Raw genomic sequence first — 18,894 nt, 5'->3', positions numbered from 1 at the left:
GCGTTCGCCACACGGCCCGAACGTGCGGCGACGCGCTGATACGCACGAGTCACTTCCCATTCGGCGGATCGCCGAGCACAATGACCGTAGGACGTGTCGGAACGCGGCCGTGGCCGACGCGAAGCACCAGCTGAACCGAGGAGGCTTCGATGAGCCGAACGCCCAGCCCTGCAGTCGAACCCGCCACCGATGGCCCGCTCGCCGACGCCCTCGTGAAATTCGGCCGGTTCCTCCGGCCTGGCGAGGTCTCGCCCGACCTCCGCACGGTCACCCTCGAGGGAGGGCGCCAGGGCGACATCTTCTACCGCGACCGCTGGTCGCACGACAAGGTCGTGCGTTCGACCCACGGTGTCAACTGCACGGGTTCGTGCTCGTGGAAGGTCTACGTGAAGGACGGCATCATCACGTGGGAGACCCAAGAGACCGACTACCCCTCGGTCGGGCCCGACTCTCCGGAGTACGAGCCCCGCGGATGCCCCAGGGGTGCCGCCTTCAGCTGGTACACGTACTCCCCGACCCGGGTGCGCTACCCGTACGTGCGCGGGACACTGCTCGGCCTCTACCGCGCGGCGAAGGAACGGGTCGGCGGCGACCCCGTGCTCGCGTGGGAGTCGCTCATGGCCGACGACGCGGCATCCCGCAGCTACAAGCGCGCCCGCGGCAAGGGCGGACTCGTGCGGGCCTCGTGGGACGAAGTGCTCGAGATCATCGCGGCCGCCCACGTGCACACGATCAAGGTGCACGGCCCCGACCGGGTCGCGGGCTTCTCGCCGATCCCCGCGATGTCGATGGTCTCCCACGGCGCCGGATCCCGGTTCATCAACCTCATCGGCGGCACCATGCAGTCGTTCTACGATTGGTACGCCGACCTGCCGGTCGCGAGCCCACAGGTGTTCGGCGACCAGACCGACGTTCCCGAGTCGGCCGACTGGTGGAACTCCACGTACCTCATGATGTGGGGCTCGAACGTGCCGGTCACCCGCACCCCCGACGCCCATTTCATGACCGAGGCGCGCTACCGCGGCCAGAAGGTCGTGACGGTGTCGCCCGACTACGCCGACAACACGAAGTTCGCTGACGAGTGGCTGGCCCCGCACCCCGGCACCGACGGCGCACTCGCGCTCGCGATGGGTCACGTGATCTTGCGCGAGTTCCTCGTCGAGCGGCGCACCGAACGCTTCGAGCAGTACCTGAAGAGCTATGCGGATGCTCCGTACCTCGTGAGCCTCCAGCCGCGCGGCGACGGCTTCGTGCCGGGCAAGTTCCTGACCGCGTCCGACCTCGGCGGGGCGGCGGCCGACGTCGACAATCCGCAGTTCAAGACGGTGCTGATGGGAGGCGACGGCGAACCGGTCGTGCCGAACGGTTCGCTCGGGCATCGCTTCGGGGCATCCGATCAGGGCAAGTGGAACCTCGATCTCGAAGGGGTCGACCCGAAGCTCTCGATCATGGACGGCACCGGCTGGACGGGCGGAACGGCGGCAGTCGACCTGCCGCGCTTCGACGTTGCGCCCGAGCCGGGCGCCGAACAGGAGGGCGGATCCGGCATCGTGCGCCGCGGCGTGCCCGTCGCGAGCGTCGCCGGGCGCACTGTGACGACCGTGTTCGACCTGCTGCTCGCCCAGTACGGGGTCGGCCGCGAAGGGCTCCCGGGGGTCTGGCCGACCGGATACGACGATGCGTCGACACCCGGCACTCCGGCCTGGCAAGAGGAGATCACGGGAGTGCCGGCAGAGAAGGCGGAACGCATCGGGCGCGAGTTCGCCGACAACGCCGAACGCTCGGGCGGCCGCTCGATGATCCTCATGGGCGCTGGAACCAACCACTGGTTCCACTCCGACACGATCTATCGCACCTTCCTCGCCCTGACCACCATGACCGGGTGCCAGGGCGTGAACGGCGGCGGCTGGGCGCACTACGTCGGCCAGGAGAAGGTGCGCCCCGTCACGGGATACACCCAGTACGCCACCGGTTCCGACTGGTCGCGCCCTGGCCGCGCCATGATCGGCACCGCATTCTGGTACCTCGCCACCGACCAGTGGCGCTACGACGGCCTGCCGGCCGATCAGCTCGCCTCCCCGCTCGCCGCGGGCCTCTTCGAGGGTCGCACCACCGCGGACTGCCTCGTCGAGTCGGCCAAGCGCGGCTGGATGCCGAGCTACCCGACCTTCGATCGCAACCCGCTCGACCTCGTCGACGACGCCCGAGCCGCCGGCAAGGAACCTGCCCAGTACGTCGTCGACAGCCTGAACGACGGCTCGCTACGGTACGCGTGCGAAGACCCCGACGCCCCCGAGAACTTCCCGAGGGTGCTGAACGTGTGGCGGGCGAACATCCTCGGCTCCTCGGGCAAGGGCAACGAATACTTCTTGAAGCACCTGCTCGGCACGGATTCGGCGGTGCGCGCTGCCGAGGCATCCGAAGACCGCAGGCCGAAGACGATCGACTGGCGCGATGACGCCCCAGAGGGCAAGCTCGACCTGCTCGTGACGACCGATTTCAGGATGACGTCGACCACGCTCTTCTCCGACGTCGTGCTGCCGGCGGCGACCTGGTACGAGAAGTACGATCTCTCGTCGACCGACATGCACCCCTTCGTGCACTCGTTCAACCCGGCGATCGCCCCACCCTGGCAGACGAAGACCGACTTCGAGATCTTCCACCTCATCGCGGGACGCTTCTCCGAGTACGCGGCGACGCACCTCGGCACCCGTGAAGACCTCGTCGCCGCACCCCTCATGCACGACACCCCCGACGCGATGGCGACCCCGCACGGCACGGTCGAGCACGATCTGCCGCTCGTGCCGGGCGTGACGATGCCGAAGCTCATCGTCGTCGAGCGCGACTACACGGCGATCGCCGACAAGATGGCGACCCTCGGCCCGCTCGCTGTGAAAGCCGGCATGACGACGAAGGGCATCGTCTTCGATCCGACACCCGAGGTCGCCGAGCTCGGGCGCCTGAACGGCGTCGCCCGGGCGGGCGCCGGGGCGGGGCAGCCGCTGCTCGACACCGACGTGAAGGCCTGCGAAGCGATACTCGCCCTCTCGGGCACCACCAACGGACGACTCTCGGTGCAGGGCTTCCGCCAACTCGAGCAGAAGACCGGACAGCAGATCGCGCAGCTCTCCCTCGACCACGAGGGCACGCGGATCCGCTTCGCCGACGTACAGGCCCGCCCCGTCTCGGTCATCACGAGCCCCGAATGGTCGGGTTCGGAGCACGGCGGACGCCGCTACACCGCCTTCACGATCAATGTGGAACATCTGAAGCCGTGGCACACGCTCACCGGCCGCCAGCACTTCTTCCTCGATCACGATTGGATGGCCGAGCTCGGCGAGAACCTGCCGATCTACCGGCCGCCGCTCGACCTGGCGCGACTGTTCGGAGATTCGCCACCGGTCGGTTCGACGAAGCCGAGCGGCGACCCCGCGGCCGCCGGTCATGCCGAGGTCGCCGTGCGCTACCTCACCCCGCATTCGAAGTGGTCGATCCACTCCGAATACCAGGACAACCTCTTCATGCTCTCGCTCTCGCGAGGCGGCCCGACGATCTGGATGAGTCCGCAGGACGCAGCGAAGATCGGCGTGCGCGACAACGAGTGGATCGAGTCGTACAACCGCAACGGCGTCGTCGTCGCGCGTGCGATCGTCTCCCACCGCATGCCGGAGGGAACCGTGTACATGTACCACGCGAAGGATCGCACGGTCGATGTGCCGCGCACCGAGACGAGCGGCCAGCGCGGCGGCATCCACAATTCACTCACCCGGGTGCTCCTGAAACCGAGCCACCTCATCGGCGGCTACGCGCAGCTCTCCTTCGCCTTCAACTATCTGGGGCCGACCGGCAACCAGCGAGACGAGGTCACCGTGATACGCCGTCGCAACCAGGAGGTCGTGTACTGATGTGTCGAGTACTGATGATGGGGGCAATCAGATGAAGGTCATGGCTCAGATGTCGATGGTCATGAACCTCGACAAGTGCATCGGATGCCACACCTGCTCGGTCACGTGCAAACAGGCCTGGACGAACCGCTCGGGGGTCGAGTACGTCTGGTTCAACAATGTCGAGACGCGGCCCGGAGTCGGGTATCCGCGCGGGTACGAAGACCAGGAGAAGTGGGGCGGCGGCTGGGTGCGCACGAAGCGCGGGCGCCTGAAGCTCAGGAGCGGCGGGCGCTTGAAGAAGCTCGCGACGATCTTCTCGAACCCGAAACTGCCTGAGATCCACGACTACTACGAACCGTGGACCTACGACTACGACATGCTGCTGAACGCCCCGGCGGGCGAGCACACCCCGGTCGCCAAGCCGAAGAGCCTGCTCACCGGTGAAGACATGAAGATCTCCTGGTCGGCGAACTGGGACGACGACCTCGGCGGCTCAGGCGAGACCATGGCGCAGGACCCCATCCTCCAGCACATGTCCGAGCACGTCGCAGCGGAGTTCTCGGACACCTTCATGTTCTACCTCCCGCGCATCTGCGAGCACTGTCTGAACCCCTCGTGCGTGGCATCCTGCCCCTCCGGGGCGATGTACAAGCGCGAGGAAGACGGCATCGTGCTCGTCGACCAAGACCAGTGCCGCGGGTGGCGCATGTGCGTCTCAGGATGCCCGTACAAGAAGGTGTACTTCAACCACAAGACCGGCAAGGCCGAGAAGTGCACTCTCTGCTACCCGCGGCTCGAGGTCGGCCTGCCGACCGTGTGCTCCGAGACCTGCGTCGGGCGCCTGCGCTACCTCGGCCTCGTGCTCTACGACGCCGACAAGGTGGCGGCCGCCGCGAGCGTCGAGAACGAGCACGCGCTGCTCGACGCCCAGCGCGACGTCTTCCTCGACCCCCACGACCCGGCCGTCATCGAAGCCGCGCGCGCCGAGGGCATTCCCGAGGACTGGATCGACGCGGCCCAGCGCAGCCCCATCCGGCGCCTCATCAGCGAGTACAAGGTGGCGTTGCCGCTGCATCCCGAGTACCGCACGATGCCGATGGTCTGGTACATCCCCCCGCTGTCTCCGGTCGTCGACGTGGTCGCCTCCTCGGGCAGCGACGGAGAAGACGCGAAGACCCTGTTCGCCGCGATCTCCAAGCTGCGCATCCCCCTCGAGTACCTCGCCGGGCTCTTCACCGCGGGCGATACGCGGCCCGTCGAGGCGTCGCTGCGCAAGCTCGCCGCGATGCGCTCGTACATGCGGGGCATCAACCTCGGCGAGGGCAAAGACGAGCGCATCGCCGATGCCGTGGGCATGACCGGTGAAACGCTCGAGGAGATGTACCGGCTGCTCGCGATCGCGAAGTACGAGGAGCGCTACGTCATCCCGGCCGCCCACACCGAGCAGGCGCGCGAGCTCGACGAGCTCGCCTGCTCGCTCGACTACGACGGCGGCCCCGGCATGGGCGGTGCCGGGCCCTTCGGGTCGTCCAGCGGCGAGCAGGTGCCGGTCGCGGTCGAGAACTTCCATGCACTGAAGAACCGGCAGACCGCCGACCGCCCCTCGACGCCGGGCCGGGTGAACCTCTTGAACTGGGACGGAAACGGATCAGCGGGCGGGCTGTTTCCGCCGAAGGGCAAGGGCGAGGCCGAGGGCGAGGGCGAGGGCGAGCAATGAGCACACGACTGCGCCTGCCGATGCAGATCACCCTGAATCGGATGCCGCGGCCGACGAAATCCCTGACGCTCACGCGCGATCAGCGGAATGCGTCGCAGATGGCGGCCTCGCTCCTCCTCGACTATCCAGGACCAGGCTTCGCCGCACGGCTCGGCCCGATCGGCGCAGCCGTCGCCTCGCTGCCCCGGCCCATCGCCGGCGAGTTCGCCATCTTCCTCGACCATGCGCGCGCCACGCCGCAGACCGAACTCGAAGCGCAGTATGTGGCGACGTTCGACGTCAAACGCAAGTGCTGCCTCTACCTCAGCTACTACACGGCCGGCGACACCAGGCGGCGGGGCACTGCGCTCGTCGCGTTCCTCGAGGCGTACCGGGCAGCGGGGTGGGAGTTCGATGCCGACGAGCTGCCCGATTTCCTGCCGGCCGTGCTCGAACTCGCGGCGCGCAGCGACTCGCCCGTGGCATCCGAGCTGATCGCATCGCATCGTGAAGGACTCGAGGTGCTCCGCACCGCGCTCGAACGACTCGACAGCCCGTACGCTGCGGTCGTTCGCGCCGTGTGCCGCTCGCTTCCCGAGATCGACGACGCGACCCGCGAACGCGTCCTCGCGCTGATCGACGAGGGGCCCCCGACCGAGACGGTCGGACTTTCGTTCCTCGGCAATCTGCCGCCGTTCACCCCGGCCGGGGGCCCGCCGGAGGAGGTCCGCACATGAATGCATTCGAGATCGTGCTGTGGGTGGCGCTGCCCTACGCCGCGTTCGCCGTGTTCGTCGTCGGCCACGTCTGGCGGTACCGCTACGACAAGTTCGGCTGGACCACGAGGTCGAGCCAGGTGTACGAGAACCGGCTGCTGCGCTGGGGGTCGCCGATGTTCCACCTCGGCATCCTCTTCGTCATCGCCGGACACTTCGTCGGCCTCATCATCCCGCGCGAATGGCTCTACGCCATCGGCATCGACGAGCACATGTACCACATCGGTGCGACCACGCTGGGCACTGCTGCCGCGGTGCTCACGATCGCGGGACTCGTGATCCTCATCTACCGACGCCGCACGGTCGGCCCGGTGTTCCTCGCGACGACCAGGATGGACAAGGTCATGTACGTCTTCCTGGGCGCCACGATCGCGTTCGGCACGGCCGCGACCGTGCTGCACCAGTTGCTCGGGCCCGGTTACGAGTACCGCGGCACGATCGGGCCGTGGACCCGCAGCCTGATCGGCCTGCAACCGCAGCCCGAACTCATGGCCGACGTGCCGCTCTCGTTCCAGCTCCATGTGGTCGCCGCGACCCTGCTCTTCGCCCTTTGGCCGTTCACCCGGCTCGTTCACGTCTTCTCCGCGCCGGTCGGGTATCTCTTCCGCCCCTACATCGTCTACCGTTCGCGCGATGCGCAGCGGCCAAATCGGCCCACCCGCCGCGGATGGGAGCCAGTGGAGCAGCCCGACCCCGAGAAGCTCACCCGGCTCTGAACGGCAGCTGGTCGTTGAGCGGCAGCTGGTCGCGCATCCTGCTTGCAATTCCGCAGCTGCGGATCTAACGTCGATTTTGTGACGCATTATCGGATCAGCGAAGCTGCCTCGCTCGTCGGCGTCAGCGACGACACCGTGCGCCGATGGGTGAACGACGGCCTCCTGACTGCGAGCAGAGACGCGTCAGGCCGTCAGGTCGTGCCGGGCGCCGAGCTCGCTGCCCGGGCGGTCTTGATCGCGACGGCACCCGCCGACCGCAGCCAGGTGCAGCGCAGCGCCCGCAATCGCATCGTCGGTCTCGTCACCCGGGTCGAGATCGACGGCCTGATGGCACAGGTCGAGCTGCAATGCGGCCCGCACCGGGTCGTCTCGCTGATGTCGGCCGAAGCGGCACGCGAACTCGCCCTCGACGTCGGCTCCCGGGGCGTCGCGGTGGTCAAGGCGACCATGGTCGCGATCGAGACCGACAAGGACCCCGTCGAATGACACGTCGCGCCCGCTCGGCAGCAGCGACCGTGACAGCCGCCGCGGCTGCCACCGCCGCCCTCGTGCTCGCGCTCACCGGTTGCGTCGTCTCCGACGGTGCCCCCGGGGCATCCGCGCAGCCAGAGACTGCGCCAGCGACCGAGCTCGAAGGGGAACTCACCATCTTCGCCGCCGCATCGCTCGGCGGCGCCTTCGATGAGCTCGCCACGCGGTTCGAGCAGCTGCATCCGAGCCTCGAGGTCGCGCCCATCAGCTACGACGGCTCCTCGGTGCTCGCCACCCAGCTCATCGAGGGTGCACCGGCCGACGTGTTCGCCTCTGCCGACGAGAAGAACCTCGACAAGGTCGTTGCCGAAGGTCTCGTCGAGGGCGAAGCCGAGACCTTCGCCACCAACGTGCTCGAGATCGCGGTGCCACCGGGCAATCCGCTCGGCATCGATCGTCTCGACGACCTGGCAGATGCGACGGCGAACGGCGCCGCGCCGATAGTCGTCGTCTGCGCTCCCGAGGTGCCGTGCGGCAACGCGGCGGTCACCCTCCTCGAGCGGGCCGGCGTCGACCTGGTGCCCGCGAGCGAGGAGCAGAACGTCACCGCCGTGCTCACGAAGGTGCGCGCCGGCGAGGCTGACGCCGGGCTCGTCTACGTCACCGATGTGCTGGCCGCAGGCGACGAGGTCGCGGGGGTCGCAGGGGTCGAGATCGAAGGTGCGGATGCCGCGACCAACGTGTACCCGATCGCCGCGCTCACGGGGGCGGCGAACCCCGAGGCTGCTGTGGCCTTCATCGCCTTCGTGCGCTCGGCCGAGGGCGTCGAGGTGCTCGCCTCGTTCGGCTTCGGGACGCCGTGACGACTCTTCTCCAGACATCGCACCGCGGCGGCTCCGAGCGCTTCGGCCCCGGCCGAGGCGCAACGCGCCTTCCCATCTGGCTCGTCGCGCCCGCCGCACTCGGCGGCGCGGTGCTCGTGCTGCCCATCGCGGCGCTCCTCGTACAACTCGACTGGGCGAACGTCCCGGCCGCGATGGGCTCCCCCGCAGCGCTCGAGGCTCTGTCGCTCTCGCTCATGACCGCGACGATCGCCACCCTCTGCTGCGTCATTCTCGGTGTGCCGCTCGCGGTCGTCATCGCCCGCAGCGCCCCGGCCCTCGGCGCGGTGCTGCGCACCCTGACCACGCTCCCCCTCGTGCTGCCGCCGCTCGTCGGCGGCATCGCCCTGCTCGCGCTCCTCGGCCGCAACGGGATGCTGGGCGACTCGCTCGCCCTGCTGGGCCTGCGTATCCCGTTCACGACCGCGGCGGTCGTGATCGCACAGACCTTCGTCGCCCTGCCGTTCCTCGTGATCTCGGTCGAGGGGGCACTGCGCAGCTTCGGGACCCGGTACGAGGCGGTCGCCGCGGGCCTCGGCGCCGGCCGCTTCACGGTGTTCCGTCGCGTCACCTTGCCGCTCGTCGGTCCGGGGCTGCTCGCCGGCACCGTGCTGTGCTTCGCGCGCGCACTCGGCGAGTTCGGCGCGACGGCGCTGTTCGCGGGCAACGCGGCCGGAGTCACCCGCACGATGCCGCTCGCGATCTACACCGCCTTCAACGGCGCGGGCGTCGGCGAAGACACGGCGATCGCCCTGTCGCTCATGCTCATTCTGGTGGCGGTCGCCGTGCTGCTCTCGATGCGGGCCTGGCGAGAGGATGCCACGCAGTGAGCACGCCGCCCGCGCAGCGCACGCCCGCGGCGAGCACGCTCGCCGTCGAGGTCGTCGCCGGCCGCGGCGACTTCACGATCGACGTCGCGCTCGGCGTCGGGGCGGGCGAGACGCTCGCGGTGCTCGGCCCGAACGGCTCGGGCAAGTCGACGCTGCTCGCGATCATCGCCGGGCATCTCGCGCCGACCGCGGGAACGGTGCGGCTCGGCGGTCGCACGCTCGTTGCACGACGAAGCGACGGCAAGGTCGATTCGCTTCCGATCGAGCGCCGGCGGGTCGCACTGCTCGGCCAGGAGGCGTTGCTCTTCCCCCACCTCACTGCCCTCGAGAACATCGCATTCGGCCCGCGGGCGACAGGCGCGCCGGCCGCCGACGCACGTCGCAGCGCCCTCGGCATGCTCGACCGGTTCGGTCTCGCCGAGTTCGCCCGCCGCCGACCGCGGGAGCTCTCCGGCGGTCAGCAGCAGCGTGTCGCGATCGCCCGGGCGCTCGCCTCGCGCCCCGACGCGTTGCTCCTCGACGAACCGTTCGCCTCGCTTGACGTGCAGACCGCCGCCGAGATGCGCAGCGTCATCGCCGAACAGCCCGGCGATCGGCCGATCCCGACGCTCCTCGTCACGCACGACCCGCTCGATGCGATCATGCTCGCCGATCGAGCCGCGATCCTGCAGTCGGGCCGAATCGTGGCGGAGGGGCCGACCGCCGAGGTGCTCGGCCACCCGGCAACGCCGTTCGCAGCCGCCCTCGCCGGCGTCAACCTCGCCACGGGCATCGGCACCGCCGACGGCTCGGTCGAGGTGACCGGACCGCGTGGCGCGCGACTCGTCCTCCACGCCGCCACCGGCAGCGTCGACCCGGGAGGCAAAGCTTCGGCGGTGTTCAGCCCGGGGGCCGTGCACGCAACTCCCACGGATGAACGGCAGCCAGCGGCATCCGTCGACCCGGTGCCGAACCGCTGGGTCGGAACCGTCTCGTCGCTGCAGAGCGCGCCCGGCGGGGTGCGCATCGTGATCACGGAGCATCCCGGACTCGTCGTCGATGTCCCGTCGGCGGCGGCGGTCGCATTGGGGCTCGCCGCCGAAACCCGGCTCACGTTCACCATCGCCGCGTCGGATGTCTCGGTGAGGGCGGTCGGCTGACCCCTCGGTGTTAGCGTTGACGCCAGACGAGGGGGTGAGCTGTGAAGACCGTGCCCTCAGACGCGCGCTCGGTCGTGCGCCGCCTGCCTGCCACCGGCCGTCTCGCCGACCAGCTCGATCGCCCGATGCGCGATCTGCGGATCTCCGTCACCGACCGGTGCAACTTCCGCTGCGTGTACTGCATGCCGAAGACCGTGTTCGGCCGCGACTACGCCTTCCTCGACCGTGACGAGCTGCTGAGCTTCGAAGAGATCACCAGGCTCGCTCGAGTGGCGGCGGCGCACGGCGTCGAGAAGCTGAGGCTCACCGGCGGCGAACCGCTGCTGCGGCGCGGCCTCGAAGACCTCGTCGCGAGTCTGGCCGAACTGCGCACGCCCGACGGCCGCCCGCTCGAGATCGCCCTGACCACGAACGGCGCCGCACTTGCCGTGAAGGCGGCCTCGTTGAAAGCGGCGGGCCTGACCCGGGTGACGGTCTCCGTCGACTCGCTCGACGACGCCGTGTTCCAGGCGATGAACGATGTGAAGTTCCCGGTCGCACGCGTGCTCGACGGCCTGCGCGTCGCGCACGAGGCCGGACTCGGCCCGATCAAGGTCAACATGGTCGTCAAGCGCGGCCTGAACGATCACGAGGTGCTGCCGATGGCCCGGCACTTCAAGGACACCCCGTACAGCCTGCGCTTCATCGAGTACATGGATGTCGGCAACTCCAACGGCTGGAGCCTCGACGAAGTCGTGCCGTCGTCCGAGATCGTCGAGACGATCGACCGCGAGCTGCCCCTCGAGCCGGTCGGCGCGCGGGCGCCCGGCGAGACGGCCGCGCGCTGGCGTTACCGCGACGGCGGCGGCGAGATCGGCGTCATCTCGAGCGTCACGCAGGCGTTCTGCGGCACCTGCAATCGCGCCCGAATCTCGACCGAAGGGCGGCTCTACACGTGCCTGTTCGCCTCGGAAGGGCACGATCTGCGGGCGCTGCTGCGCGGCGGCATCGACGACGACGGGATCGCGTCGGCCATGGGCGCGATCTGGGGCGCCCGCTCGGATCGCTATTCCGAGGTGCGGTCGAGCCTCACGCCAGAGCTGCGCGCGGCCCTGCCGAAGATCGAGATGTCGTACATCGGCGGCTGAGGCGCGTGCGGGGCCTCAGCTGGGCCGGGCCGAACACCACGCCCGGCGCGCGCGTCAGTACAGCTCACCCGAGATCGAGTCGCGAGGTCAGAGGCCGACCCACTCCGAGACGCCGTCGGTGAAGTGCTGTCGCTTCCAGATCGGCACCTCGTGCTTGATGAGCTCCACGAGGCGCTCGCAGGCGTCGAAGGCCTCGGCCCGGTGGGCAGCGGATGCCGCGGCGAAGAGTGCCACGTCGCCGATGCGCAGCTCGCCCACGCGGTGCGCCGCTGCCACGACGAGCCCGGTCTCGTCGGCGATGCGACGCACGCAGTCGGCGAGGAAGCGCTCGGCGTCGGGGTGGCCCCGATAGTCGAGCGCCTGCACACTGCGGCCGCCGTCGTGGTCGCGCACCACCCCGCAGAACATGACGACGGCACCGCTCGAATCGGTCTCGACGGCGGCCCGCACGGCGCCTTCGTCGATCGGCTCCGCCGTGATGACGGCCAGGAGTTCGGTCATGCGCGTCTCGTCTCTCGCGTGTGGTGGTCGATGGTGAGCGGATGCCCCGTGCTCAGCGCTGCACGAGGTCGTCGGCGACCGCCGCGAACGTCACGATGCCGCCCGCGAGGTAGACCACGTCGGAGTGCCCGCGGTCGCTGAGTATTCGCGCCGCGCGCCGCGAGCGCAGGTCCCGTTCGCAGTACACGACGACCGGCCGACACCCGGGTTCGGGGCCGGCGCCGCCGGCGAGCGCGGCGAGCGGCACGAGCACGCTGTCGCGGATACGGCCGAGCTCGGCCTCGGCCGGCTCCCGCACGTCGATCAGCGTGATCGGCGCGCCGTCGCGGAGACGCTGCAGGAGCTCGGCGGCGGACACCGCCTGGATCGCCGTCGACCGCCCCTCGGTGGGGATGGTGCCGCAGAACGCCTCGTAGTCGATGAGGCTCGTGATCTCGGGGGCGTCGGCGATCGACTCGTAAGCGATCTCGCGAGACCGGCCCGTCAACGTGTCGACCGTCGTCACCCGGCCGAGCAATGGCTCGCCGACTCCCGTGATGATCTTCACGATCTCGGTGGCCATGAGGCCGCCGATGGTCGCGCACAGGCTCGGCAGCACGCCGCCGAGCTCGCACGACAGCACCTCGTCGGGCGAGGGCGGCACGGGGAAGAGGTCGCGATAGCCGGGGCCGTGCGCGTGCCATGCGACGCCGACCTGGCCGTGGTAGCGGAGGATCGCACCCCAGACGAGCGGCACGCCCGCGAGCGAGGCGGCATCGTTCGTGAGGTACCGGGTCGGGAAGTTGTCGCTGCCGTCGACCACGAGGTCGTATCCCGTGAGGATGTCGCGGATGTTCGCCGAGGTGAGCCGGGTGCGGTGCCGCACCACTCGGCACTCGGGATCGATCGCAGCCACGGTGTCGGCGAGCGAGTCGACCTTCGCCCGGCCGACGTCGGCAACGCCGTGGCTCGTCTGCCGGTGCAAGTTCGAGAGCTCGACGAGGTCGTCGTCGACGATGCCGATGGTGCCGACGCCGGCACCGGCGAGGGAGGGCACGAGGGCGCTGCCGAGGCCGCCTGCGCCGACCACGAGCACGCGCGCGGCGGCGAGCCGACGCTGGGCGAGCTCGCCGAAGCCGGGCAGCATGAGCTGACGGCTGAACCGCGCGATGCGCTCGGGCACGAGCGGCGGGCCCGGCTCGACGAGCGGGCCGGGTCGCGTGCCGGCCTGCGGCAGCGTCGGCGGTTGCATGGACGTCATTGTACGCAGCACCGCCCGGAACGGGCCCCCGAACGACCGCCCGCTCGACCGCCCGCTCGACCGCCCGATCGTCTGCGCGATCCCCTCACCGCCCCGACCGGGCGGGGTAGCATCGTGGGCATGACCCTCGTGACCGTGCGGTACTTCGCCGCCGCCGCCGAAGCGGCCGGTCTCGACGAGGAGCACCTCGAATTGGGCGATGCAGCGACACTCGGCTCGCTTCGTGAGCTGCTGGTCGACCGCTACGGCGAGCCGATGGCCCAAGTGCTGAAGTCCGGCTCGTTCCTCGTCGACGGCACCGTGCGACGCGACCCCACCCATCCGCTCGCCGCACAGGTCGACATCCTGCCGCCCTTCGCGGGCGGCTGAGACCGAAGGGGTCGGATGCGCACGTTCGCCGAGCATCAACGCGTCGTTCGCGAGCTCCTGGAGCCGCTGAAGGCGCGGCTCGATGAGCCCGCCGGGTTCGAGGAGATCTCGATCCTGTCGGGGCGACAGGGAACGGATGCGCTCGGCCGGGTGCTCGCCGTCGACGTCGACTCCCCCACCGACCTTCCGGCGTTCGCCAATTCGCAGATGGACGGGTACGCCGTTCGCTCGGCCGACCTCGCCGGCGCCCGTTCCGACGCACCCGTTTCGCTGCCCGTCGGAACGACGGTGGCCGCAGGCGACCCGGTACGCACTCACGTGCCCGGCACCGCAGGCCCGGTCATGACGGGTGCTCCGATGCCCGACGGTGCCGATGCGGTCGTGCCGATCGAAGCCGCGGACCCACCCCGGTTCCAAGGGCTTGGTGGCGGTCGCCGCGACTCCGGGCCCGGCACCACCGTCGCCTTCGCCCGGCCGGTCGAACCCGGCACGTTCGTGCGCGATGCCGGCTCCGACGTCGCGCGCGGTGAACGACTCCTTCCCGCCGGGATGCGGCTCGGGCCCGCCCAGCTCGGCGCGCTCGCCGCCGCGGGGATCACCCGGGTGAAGGTGCGCCGGCCCGTCGCGGTGCTGCTCATCTCGACCGGTCACGAGCTCCGCCGCCCAGGTGAGCCGCTCGCGTCCGGGCAGATCCACGACTCGAACACCGCCATGCTCGCCGCCGCGCTGCGCGAGAGCGGGGCGAGCGTGCACGAATCGCTCGCCCCTGATGAGGCGAGCGCCGTTCTGGCGGCGGTCGAGGCATCCGCTGGACTCGTCGACCTGGTGGTGACCACCGGCGGAGTGAGCGCCGGTGCGTTCGAAGTCGTGCGCGATGCGCTCGCGCCCCTCGGGGTGGAGTTCGCCAAGGTCGCCCTGCAGCCCGGAGGCCCGCAGGGCGTGGGACTCGCACGAGTGCTCGGCCGTGACGGCGATCCGTTGGCCGTGCCCGTCGTGTCGTTCCCCGGCAACCCGGTGAGCGCCCTCGTCTCGTTCGAGTTGTTCCTGCGACCCGTGCTCCGCGCCTTCGCGGGCCTCGCCCCCGATCGAGCCCGCGCCCGAGTGCGGCTCGCACACGACGTGACCTCACCGCTCGGCCGCCACCAGGTGCGGCGCGGCGTCATCGACGGCAATGGCGACGTCGAGGTCGGCGCGCCGAGCTCGCACCTGCTGCACGCCTACGCGAACGCCACCGTGCTCGTGCACCTTCCCGTGGGAGTCGCCGCCATGCCGGCCGGCGCCCACGTCGACGTCTGGAGGATCGATGACTGAACCACGGCTCACCCACTTGCGCGGTGACGGCTCCGCGCACATGGTCGACGTGACCGACAAGGCGGTGACGCGGCGCACCGCGAGCGCGCAGGCGGTGCTCGTCACTCGCGCCGATGTCGTCGCCGCCATCAGCGATGGCACACTGCCGAAGGGCGAGGCGATCGGCACCGCGCGCATCGCCGGCATCATGGCGGCGAAGCAGACCTCGTCGCTCATTCCGCTCTGCCACCCGCTGCCGCTCACGAAGCTCGACGTCGACATCACGCCCGAGGGCGACCGGGTGCGCGTCGTCGCGACCGTCACCACGAAGGGCGTCACCGGAGTCGAGATGGAGGCGCTGACCGCCGCGACCGTCGCCGCGCTGACGCTCTACGACATGATCAAGGCCGTCGACAATCGAGCGGTCATGACCGACGTGATGGTGCTCGCGAAGGCGGGCGGCAAGAGCGGCGACTGGTCGCGCGAATGACCGAGGCCGAGCGGATGCCGCGCACCGCCGTCGTCATCGTCGCCTCGACCCGTGCGGCCGCCGGTGTGTACACCGATCGAACCGGCCCCGTCATCGCGGCGTGGTTCGCCGAGCGCGGCTTCGACGTCGCGCCGCCCGCGGTTTTCGCCGACGGGGAGGCCGTGCGCACGGCGCTGCGCGACGCCGTCGCTGCTTCGCCCTCCGTGATCGTCACGACGGGTGGTACCGGGCTCTCGCCGAGCGATGTCACCCCCGAGGCCACCGCGACCGTGATCGATCGCGAGGTGCCGGGCTTCATGGAGGAACTGCGTCGTCGCGGCGCCGCGACGACGCCCACCGCGCTACTCTCGCGCGGTCTCGCGGGCGCGGCCGGCTCGACGTTCGTCGTCAACCTGCCGGGCTCCGCCGGTGGCGTGCGCGACGGGCTCGCGGTGCTCGGCGAGGTGCTCGAGCACGTGCTCGATCAACTCGCCGGCGGCGACCACCCAGCTGCGAGCTGAGCTCGACGCGCCGTCGAGCTGGGTCGGCGGTCGTCTCAATCGACTCGAGGATCGATGTTCTGATTGATCCGGAAGAGATTGTGCGGGTCGTAGCGCCGTTTGAGCTCGACGAGCCGGTCGTAGTTTCCTCGGTACGCTGCACGCACGCGCTCCTGCCCTTCGTCCATCATCATGTTGACGTAGCCCCCGCCGACCGAGGTGGGGTGGAGATCCGCCCAGTAGCGCTGGGCCCAGTCCGTCACGGTGGCAAGATTGGCGGGATCAGGGTCGATGCCGGCGATCACCCCGTTCCACCCGCCGCTGCGGAATGCGAATGCGGTGGCATCCACCGCCACCCGGGCCGCCGCCCCGCTGATCGGGTAAAGATGCATCGTCGACGACGGCGTGGGGATGGTCTCGCCGTACGCCCGATGCATGTCGATGGCCTCATCCGTGATCTCCACGAAGACATCAGCCTTCCAGTACCACTGCAGTCCAGCCGGCAGCAGGCCGTCGAACGCGCTCTGGAGCGTCGGGTAGGGCATCGGTTGAACGCCCACCAGCAGGGGTGAACCGAACTCCCGCAGCTGGGCCAACAGGTCTTCGGCTCCGTCGTCGTGCGGCCCGGAATAGCACCAGACGATCCCGCAGACCTTCCGGCCCCACAGCTCCTCGGGGAACGGCGCCGCCGATGGGACCTCCAGCACGCCGATCCAGCCGTTGAGATCGTCCGGCAGGGCGGGGAGCAGATCCCGGTACCACCGGAACACCTCCTCGGCGTCGGCGATGTCATAGAGCACTGGGCCACCGATGATCACTCCGTCCTCGCCGACGGGGTGACACCGGAACGTGAACGACGTGGCCACACCGAAGTTGCCGCCACCGCCACGCAGCCCCCAGAACAGATCCGCATGGTCGTCTTCGCTCGCGGTGACGAACCCGCCGTCGGCGAGCACCACATCGACGGAGCGCAGGTTGTCGATGGTGAGCCCGAAGTGTCGGGTGAGATAGCCCGTGCCGCCGCCGAGGGTCAGCCCCGCGACGCCCGTTGTTGAGACGAAGCCCGACGGCGTGGCCAAGCCGAACGCGCCGGTCGCATGGTCCACGTCACCCCAGGTGCACCCGGCATCGACTCGCACCGTTCGTGCCGCCGGGTCGACGTTGGTCGACTTCAGCCCCGAGAAGTCGATGACCAGGGCGTCGTCCCAGACCGCGAACCCGGCGCCGTGGTGGCCGCCACCGCGCACGGCGAGTGGGATCCGGTGTTCGCGTGCGACGTCCACACACGCGATCACGTCTCCGACATCGGCGACCCGAACGACGGCCAACGGGCGGCGATCGATCGCGCCGTTGTAGACCGCTCTGGCATCGTCGAATCCGGGGTCGGTGCGCTCGACGAGCGTGCCCCGCAACCGTTCGCGCAGGCTCTCGAGTCCAGTCGTCACGCCGATTTTCACTGTGCTCATCTTCCGGTTCCTTCCGGGCACATCACCCTTGTGGGAGAATTGGACTTTCACACTAGGAGCGTCGGTCCACGGATCGGAACGCCCGCAGCGCCGGACTTCTTGCCCGTTCGTCCGGCGGCAACATCGATCGTGGCCGTGAGTCCGGCCGCGTTGCCTGAACGTCCGGAGGCACCGCATGGATGTCCTGTCCGACGTCCTCCTCGCTATACGCCTCAGTGGGGCCGTCTTCTTCGACATCGACGCACGATCACCGTTCATGTTGCAGAGCCCACCGACCGAGGCGATCGCAGCGAAGATCGCGGTGGACTCCGAGCACATCATCGCCTTCCACGTGCTGACGTCCGGCTCCTGCTGGGTGGAAGCAGTCGACGAGCCAGAGCCGGCCGTGTTGCTGCAGGCGGGCGACATGGTGATCTTTCCCGCTGGCGAAGCGAACATCCTCGAGTCAGCGCCAGGGATGCGGGGACAGCCCGACCTCCCGCTCTACTATCGTCCGGTGTCCGAAGCGCTGCCGTTCGTCATCAACATCAACGGCGACAGCACGGTCGACCCGTGCCGGATCGTGTGCGGCTACCTGGCATGCGACGAACGGCCGTTCAACCCGTTGCTCGAATCACTCCCGCGGATGGTCCATGCGCCCGTGTCCGAGCGGAGCTGGCGATGGATGACCGGCCTGTTGGACGCCGCCATCGAGGCCAGCGTCGGGCGCGACGCAGGGCAGGAGGCGATGCTGGCCAAGCTGTCGGAACTGATGTTCGTGGAAGCGCTCCGAGCACACATCGGCGGGCTGCCCCGAGAGGCGCGCAGCTGGGTGGCCGGACTCCGTGACCCCGAGGTCGGCGCATCACTGCGCCTCATCCACGGCCGGTTCGCCGAGCCCTGGAGCCTGGAGCGACTGGCAGGCGAGATCAGGATGTCGCGCTCAGTTTTCGCTGAACGGTTCACCTCGTTCGTGGGTGTACCCCCGATGACCTACCTGGCCCGGTGGCGGCTGCAGGTCGCCGCCGGCCTGCTGACGGGCGGCTCCCTCAATGTGTCCCAGGTGGCGGCCGCCGTCGGCTACCAGTCCGAGTCCGCGTTCAACCGGGCCTTCAAGCGACAGGTCGGCCGGGCCCCGGGCATCTGGCGGCGCGGAAGCTCAGGACCCGTGACGAGAGATCGACGGGAGCCGGGATGACGATGCCGTGACGCTACGCGGACCCGAGAGTTCGATCCGGTGAGGGATCGTCTACTGCTCGGCCGGATGCACCCGACGGCGGGTCAGAACCGGGGCTGCGTGAGCAGGTGCCAGACGAGCGCCACTCCGGCCACGTCGTACCCGATGCCGCCCCTCGTCCGTGAGCACCAGCGCCGGTCGTTCGTTGGCGTGGTTCATGCGGTCGGTTCGCTGTCGGCTGCCGGAAGGTAAGCGGTGATATCGATCGAGGTGTGTGGTGGCATGCTGATCGCGGTCGGATCAACGCGCGGCATCTCGCGGTCGGGCAAGGCAGCGTCGTACGGGTTCACGTCGTCTCATCTCAGGTCGCTGGCGGTCGG

Annotated in this window: 18 protein-coding genes; 14 read left to right on the top strand and 4 right to left on the bottom strand. The window is 69.6% G+C overall.

Features of this window, described 5'->3' with window-relative positions; genetic code table 11:
• Positions 1–149: 149 nt before the first annotated feature.
• The 9 genes from AC1C2U_RS13070 (at position 150) to moaA (ending at position 11,523) form a co-directional block, all read left to right on the top strand.
• Positions 150–3,905 (top strand): nitrate reductase subunit alpha, encoded by a 3,756-nt coding sequence (locus tag AC1C2U_RS13070; RefSeq protein ID WP_495362201.1) that lies wholly within the window; start codon positions 150–152, stop codon positions 3,903–3,905.
• A 31-nt stretch (positions 3,906–3,936) separates the two neighbouring features.
• Complete coding sequence (gene narH, locus AC1C2U_RS13065) at positions 3,937–5,604, top strand: nitrate reductase subunit beta (protein WP_495362745.1); 1,668 nt, start codon at positions 3,937–3,939, stop codon at positions 5,602–5,604.
• Positions 5,601–6,320 (top strand): nitrate reductase molybdenum cofactor assembly chaperone, encoded by a 720-nt coding sequence (gene narJ, locus AC1C2U_RS13060; RefSeq protein ID WP_495362200.1) that lies wholly within the window; start codon positions 5,601–5,603, stop codon positions 6,318–6,320. Before narH ends, narJ begins: the two co-directional genes overlap by 4 nt.
• Positions 6,317–7,075, top strand: coding sequence for a respiratory nitrate reductase subunit gamma (gene narI / locus AC1C2U_RS13055; RefSeq protein WP_495362199.1), 759 nt, complete (start codon positions 6,317–6,319; stop codon positions 7,073–7,075). Before narJ ends, narI begins: the two co-directional genes overlap by 4 nt.
• A gap of 78 nt (positions 7,076–7,153) precedes the next feature.
• The gene (locus AC1C2U_RS13050) at positions 7,154–7,561 is read left to right on the top strand and encodes a TOBE domain-containing protein (protein WP_495362198.1); all 408 of its coding nucleotides are present in this window, start codon (positions 7,154–7,156) and stop codon (positions 7,559–7,561) included.
• Complete coding sequence (modA, locus tag AC1C2U_RS13045; protein ID WP_495362197.1) at positions 7,558–8,409, top strand: molybdate ABC transporter substrate-binding protein; 852 nt, start codon at positions 7,558–7,560, stop codon at positions 8,407–8,409. The genes AC1C2U_RS13050 and modA overlap by 4 nt, the downstream gene beginning before the upstream one ends.
• Entirely contained in the window at positions 8,406–9,257 is an 852-nt protein-coding gene (locus tag AC1C2U_RS13040; RefSeq protein ID WP_495362196.1) for an ABC transporter permease, read from the top strand. The genes modA and AC1C2U_RS13040 overlap by 4 nt, the downstream gene beginning before the upstream one ends.
• The gene (locus AC1C2U_RS13035; protein WP_495362195.1) at positions 9,254–10,396 is read left to right on the top strand and encodes a sulfate/molybdate ABC transporter ATP-binding protein; all 1,143 of its coding nucleotides are present in this window, start codon (positions 9,254–9,256) and stop codon (positions 10,394–10,396) included. The genes AC1C2U_RS13040 and AC1C2U_RS13035 overlap by 4 nt, the downstream gene beginning before the upstream one ends.
• 41 nt (positions 10,397–10,437) lie before the next feature.
• Positions 10,438–11,523 carry a GTP 3',8-cyclase MoaA gene (gene moaA / locus AC1C2U_RS13030; RefSeq protein ID WP_495362194.1) on the top strand — a complete coding sequence of 362 codons (1,086 nt, stop codon included), beginning with the start codon at positions 10,438–10,440 and terminating at the stop codon, positions 11,521–11,523.
• Positions 11,524–11,610: 87 nt separating this feature from the next.
• Here the strand turns inward: moaA and AC1C2U_RS13025 are convergent, their stop codons facing one another.
• A complete protein-coding gene (locus AC1C2U_RS13025; protein ID WP_495362193.1) occupies positions 11,611–12,024 on the bottom strand; it encodes a molybdenum cofactor biosynthesis protein MoaE in 414 nt (137 codons plus the stop codon).
• Between the two features lie 52 nt (positions 12,025–12,076).
• Positions 12,077–13,255 (bottom strand): ThiF family adenylyltransferase, encoded by a 1,179-nt coding sequence (locus AC1C2U_RS13020; RefSeq protein WP_495362192.1) that lies wholly within the window; start codon positions 13,253–13,255, stop codon positions 12,077–12,079.
• Positions 13,256–13,384: 129 nt separating this feature from the next.
• Between AC1C2U_RS13020 and AC1C2U_RS13015 the strand changes: the two genes are divergently transcribed.
• The 4 genes from AC1C2U_RS13015 to AC1C2U_RS13000 are packed head-to-tail and all read left to right on the top strand — an operon-like array spanning position 13,385 to position 15,913.
• Positions 13,385–13,633 carry a MoaD/ThiS family protein gene (locus tag AC1C2U_RS13015; RefSeq protein ID WP_495362191.1) on the top strand — a complete coding sequence of 83 codons (249 nt, stop codon included), beginning with the start codon at positions 13,385–13,387 and terminating at the stop codon, positions 13,631–13,633.
• 15 nt (positions 13,634–13,648) lie between these two features.
• Positions 13,649–14,944 (top strand): molybdopterin molybdotransferase MoeA, encoded by a 1,296-nt coding sequence (locus tag AC1C2U_RS13010; protein WP_495362190.1) that lies wholly within the window; start codon positions 13,649–13,651, stop codon positions 14,942–14,944.
• Entirely contained in the window at positions 14,937–15,413 is a 477-nt protein-coding gene (gene moaC, locus AC1C2U_RS13005; protein ID WP_495362189.1) for a cyclic pyranopterin monophosphate synthase MoaC, read from the top strand. The genes AC1C2U_RS13010 and moaC overlap by 8 nt, the downstream gene beginning before the upstream one ends.
• The gene (locus tag AC1C2U_RS13000) at positions 15,410–15,913 is read left to right on the top strand and encodes a MogA/MoaB family molybdenum cofactor biosynthesis protein (RefSeq protein ID WP_495362188.1); all 504 of its coding nucleotides are present in this window, start codon (positions 15,410–15,412) and stop codon (positions 15,911–15,913) included. The genes moaC and AC1C2U_RS13000 overlap by 4 nt, the downstream gene beginning before the upstream one ends.
• 35 nt (positions 15,914–15,948) lie before the next feature.
• On the opposite strand, the gene AC1C2U_RS12995 is transcribed toward AC1C2U_RS13000, so the two are convergent.
• Positions 15,949–17,358, bottom strand: a complete 1,410-nt coding sequence (locus tag AC1C2U_RS12995; RefSeq protein ID WP_495362187.1) for an FAD-binding oxidoreductase — start codon at positions 17,356–17,358, stop codon at positions 15,949–15,951.
• Between the two features lie 175 nt (positions 17,359–17,533).
• Between AC1C2U_RS12995 and AC1C2U_RS12990 the strand changes: the two genes are divergently transcribed.
• The gene (locus AC1C2U_RS12990) at positions 17,534–18,535 is read left to right on the top strand and encodes an AraC family transcriptional regulator (protein WP_495362186.1); all 1,002 of its coding nucleotides are present in this window, start codon (positions 17,534–17,536) and stop codon (positions 18,533–18,535) included.
• Positions 18,536–18,729: 194 nt separating this feature from the next.
• On the opposite strand, the gene AC1C2U_RS12985 is transcribed toward AC1C2U_RS12990, so the two are convergent.
• Positions 18,730–18,864 (bottom strand): hypothetical protein, encoded by a 135-nt coding sequence (locus AC1C2U_RS12985; RefSeq protein WP_495362185.1) that lies wholly within the window; start codon positions 18,862–18,864, stop codon positions 18,730–18,732.
• Positions 18,865–18,894 lie beyond the last annotated feature (30 nt).

The organism is Agromyces sp. Y575 (assembly GCF_059445445.1).
This window is presented reverse-complemented; position numbering and strand designations above follow the sequence as displayed.